This window comes from Thiobacillus sp., assembly GCF_024708915.1.
Genome location: NZ_JANJXQ010000219.1, coordinates 1 through 3,478 on the forward strand (window position 1 = coordinate 1; position 3,478 = coordinate 3,478).

The 3,478-nt window shown below is 60.5% G+C and carries 6 protein-coding genes; all 6 read left to right on the forward strand.

What is annotated here, in order from left to right; all coding sequences use genetic code 11:
• The coding region (locus tag Q0L94_RS14770) for a molybdopterin dinucleotide binding domain-containing protein (RefSeq protein ID WP_296754649.1) at positions 1–515 on the forward strand (515 nt) is incomplete at its 5' end.
• A gap of 44 nt (positions 516–559) precedes the next feature.
• A complete protein-coding gene (locus Q0L94_RS14775; protein WP_296754652.1) occupies positions 560–1,255 on the forward strand; it encodes a 4Fe-4S dicluster domain-containing protein in 696 nt (231 codons plus the stop codon).
• Positions 1,256–1,289: 34 nt separating this feature from the next.
• Positions 1,290–2,228, forward strand: a complete 939-nt coding sequence (locus Q0L94_RS14780) for a DmsC/YnfH family molybdoenzyme membrane anchor subunit (RefSeq protein ID WP_296754654.1) — start codon at positions 1,290–1,292, stop codon at positions 2,226–2,228.
• Positions 2,229–2,378: 150 nt separating this feature from the next.
• The gene (locus tag Q0L94_RS14785; RefSeq protein WP_296754656.1) at positions 2,379–2,708 is read left to right on the forward strand and encodes a rhodanese-like domain-containing protein; all 330 of its coding nucleotides are present in this window, start codon (positions 2,379–2,381) and stop codon (positions 2,706–2,708) included.
• Between the two features lie 137 nt (positions 2,709–2,845).
• On the forward strand, positions 2,846–3,073 hold the full coding sequence (locus Q0L94_RS14790; protein ID WP_018077734.1) for a sulfurtransferase TusA family protein: 228 nt from the start codon (positions 2,846–2,848) through the stop codon (positions 3,071–3,073).
• A gap of 94 nt (positions 3,074–3,167) precedes the next feature.
• Positions 3,168–3,478, forward strand: a 311-nt coding sequence (locus Q0L94_RS14795) for a DsrE/DsrF/DrsH-like family protein (protein WP_296754660.1), incomplete at its 3' end; no start/stop codon positions are given.

Below are 3,478 nucleotides of genomic sequence, written 5' to 3' on the forward strand. Positions count from 1 at the left end.
CGATGTTCATGTACCACTCGTGGGATTCGCAGAACGTGTGGCTGCGCCAGATCATGGCGCAAAACTTCATGTACATGAACGCGCGCAAGGCGGCGGAAATGGGCATCAAGGACTTCGACTGGATCTGGGTCGAATCGCACAACGGCAAGATCCGCTGCCAGGTCAAGACCATGGAAGGCACCCAGGAAAACACCATCTGGACCTGGAACGCGATCGGCAAGCAGAAGGGCGCCTGGGGCCTGAAAGAAAACGCGTCGGAAGCGACCAATGGCTTCCTGCTCAATCACCTGATTTCAGAGCTGCTGCCGGAAAAGGCCGGCGAGCGCCGTGTCACCAACTCCGACCCGGTGACCGGACAGGCGGCGTGGTTCGACCTGCGCGTGAAGATATGGAAGGCCGCACCGGGCGAGGCCGGCTCATGGCCGCAGTTCGATGCGCTGAAGAAACTGCCGGGCGACAACTACGATCGTCCCGAGGTGCTGCGCTACGACGCCCGCAGCCATGAGAAGAACTGAGCAGCAGAACTAAGCAGCATCCGTAAATATAAAGCGAGCACAACATGAGACTTGGATTGGTCATCGACCTCGACGTGTGCGTGGGCTGCCATGCCTGCGCCATCGCCTGCAAGGAATGGAACGCCTCCGGCACCATCGGCCCGTTGTCCGACTACCAGCCCTACGGCGCCGAGCCGTCGGGCGTGTGGTTCAACCGGATTCGCCATTACGAGATGGACGAGTATCCGAACAACAAGACGGTCAACTTCCCGATGTCATGCATGCACTGCGAGGACGCCGACTGCGTCACCGTGTGCCCGACCGGCGCTTCGTACAAGCGTGCCGAAGACGGCATCGTGCTGATCGACCAGGACAAGTGCATGGGCTGCAACTACTGCTCGTGGGCCTGCCCCTACGGCGCGCGCGAGCTCGACCGCTCCAGCGGCACGATGAAGAAATGTACCCTGTGCGTCGACCGCATCTACGACCAGGAACTGCCGGTCGAGGAGCGCCAGCCTTCGTGCGTGCTGACCTGCCCGGCGCACGCCCGCATGTTCGGCGATTTCGACGATCCCGATTCGGCGGTGTCGCGCACCGTGCGCGAGCGCGGCGGCTTCCCGCTGATGCCCGAGCTCAACTACAACCCGACCAACACCTACCTGCCGCCGCGCCGCAAGCCGGTGATTCCGGTCGACACCCAGCCCAAAGGCGGCCTCAAGGAAAGCATCAAGCAGTTCGCCAACAAGCTGGTGCGCCGCTAAGCCGCGTAGCCTTTAATTTGCGCCAGGAGTATCCATGCATCCCGCTTTCTCAGTCATCTTCTTCACCGTCGCATCGGGCGCCGGCTTCGGCCTGATTTCGCTGCTGTTCATCGCCGACACGTTCAAGCTCGGCGGCAGCTTCAGCCGCGAACAGCTGGTCATCGGCGGACTCGTCGCGATGAGCCTGATCGTGTTCGGCCTGCTGTCGTCCACCTTCCACCTCGCCAATCCGAAAAACGCCTGGCGCGCGTTCAGCCGCTTCCGTACCTCGTGGCTGTCGCGTGAAGGCGTGTTTGCCGTGGTATTCATGCCGCTGGCGCTGATCTACCTCGCCTGCATCTGGTTCGACGCACCGCTGTGGCTGCGTGAAACCTTCGGTTTTCTGACCGCCGTGCTGGCCTGGATCACGGTGTTTTCCACCGGCATGATCTACGCCTGCCTGAAAACCATCCGCCAGTGGAACACCCCGCTGGTGCCCGCCAACTATCTGGCGCTGGGCTATGCCAGCGGCAGTCTGCTGCTGCTGCTGGGTGCGGTCTATGCCGGCCTCGATACCACGCCCTACATTGCGATGTCGGCGCTGATCATCTCGATCGCCGCAGTGCTGAAGGCGATCTATTATTTCTGGATTCGCAGCCCGGGCTTGACGCCCACCATCAATACCGCCACCGGTCTGACCCGTGCCAAGGTCAAGCTGCTCGACACCGGCCATACCCATGGCACCTTCCTGACCCAGGAATTCGGCTTCCAGATCGCGCGGCAGAAAGCCGGCCTGCTCAAGGCCGTGGTTTTCGTGCTGGGCTTCGCCTTGCCCGGTCTGATGCTGGTATGGGTCTTCAACCAGCATGGCGGACAAACCGCCGTCATCGTCGCGGCCCTGGCGGGTATCGCCGGCGCCGCGGTCGAGCGCTGGCTGTTTTTCGCCGAGGCGCGCCACGTGGTCAATCTGTATCACGGCGCCCAGCGCTGTTGAGCAAGCCGGAAACGCCGCAGACGCCCGCCTGGTGTGAAAGACTCGGGCGGGCAGCGGCATCGTTCCCATCGCGGGCGGGTGCTTGGCGTGCCGCTTTCTTTAGGATATATTAGAGAATTCTAATTTCTCCATTTCAGGAGTGTGACATCTATGTTCGGACTGTCAGGTTTCAAGGAAGTCGATCCCGGCTACGTCGCGGAAATCACAGCCCAGGGCGCGCATCTGATCGATGTGCGCACCGAGGCCGAAGTGGCGCAGGGCGTGATCGATGGCGCCATCCACATTCCGCTGCACCTGCTGCCGCTGCGCGCGGCCGATGTTCCCCAGGACAGACCCGTGGTGATCTACTGCCGCTCCGGTGCGCGATCGGCCCAGGCGTGTGCGTTCATGGCTTCCCAGGGCTACGGCAACATGCACAACCTGGCTGGTGGCATCATGGCGTGGGCACGCTCCGGCAATGCCCTCAGCCGGCCGCGCTGAAGCCACGGTTCAAGACGATTTGAAGGCGTAGCCAGATTTTCCGGCAGCGCTGCAATTTCGGTTGCAATGGAAAAATTTCTGGTTTAAGGTACCGCAGCGTTTTTTAGTACATAATTATTTAATGTAAGGAGAACCAAATGAATTTCGATAAAGAACTCGATGCCCGCGGCCTGAACTGTCCCCTGCCCATTCTGCGCGCCAAGAAGGCCCTGGCTGATGTCGGAAGCGGACAAGTACTGAAAATCCTGTCCACCGACCCGGGTTCGGTCAAGGACTTCGCCGCTTTCGCCAAGCAGACCGGCAATGAACTGCTGTCCACCGCCGAAGCGGGCGGCGAATTCACCTTCTTCATGAAGAAAAAATAAATACAAAAAACCAAACCAGCGCCGTCCGTTCCGGGAGCACACAGCCAGGAACCTGCGGCGCTGTTTTTTTAACCGGCAGAGGAGAGACTTGAGCATGGATACCAAAAAAATGGCCATTATCGCCACCAAGGGCACGCTGGACTGGGCTTACCCCCCGTTCATCCTGGCTTCGACGGCGGCCGCGCTGGGCTATGAAACCCAGATTTTCTTCACCTTCTACGGCCTGCAACTCGTCCGCAAGGATCTGTCCGTGCTCAAGGTGAGTCCGTTGGGCAACCCCGGCATGCCGATGAAAATGCCGTTCGGCCCCAAGTGGTTCAAGAACATCAACTGGAACATGCCCAACGCCATCCAGGCCATTATCCCGGGTTATGAAAACGTGGCGACGGCCCTGATGAAGCAGAC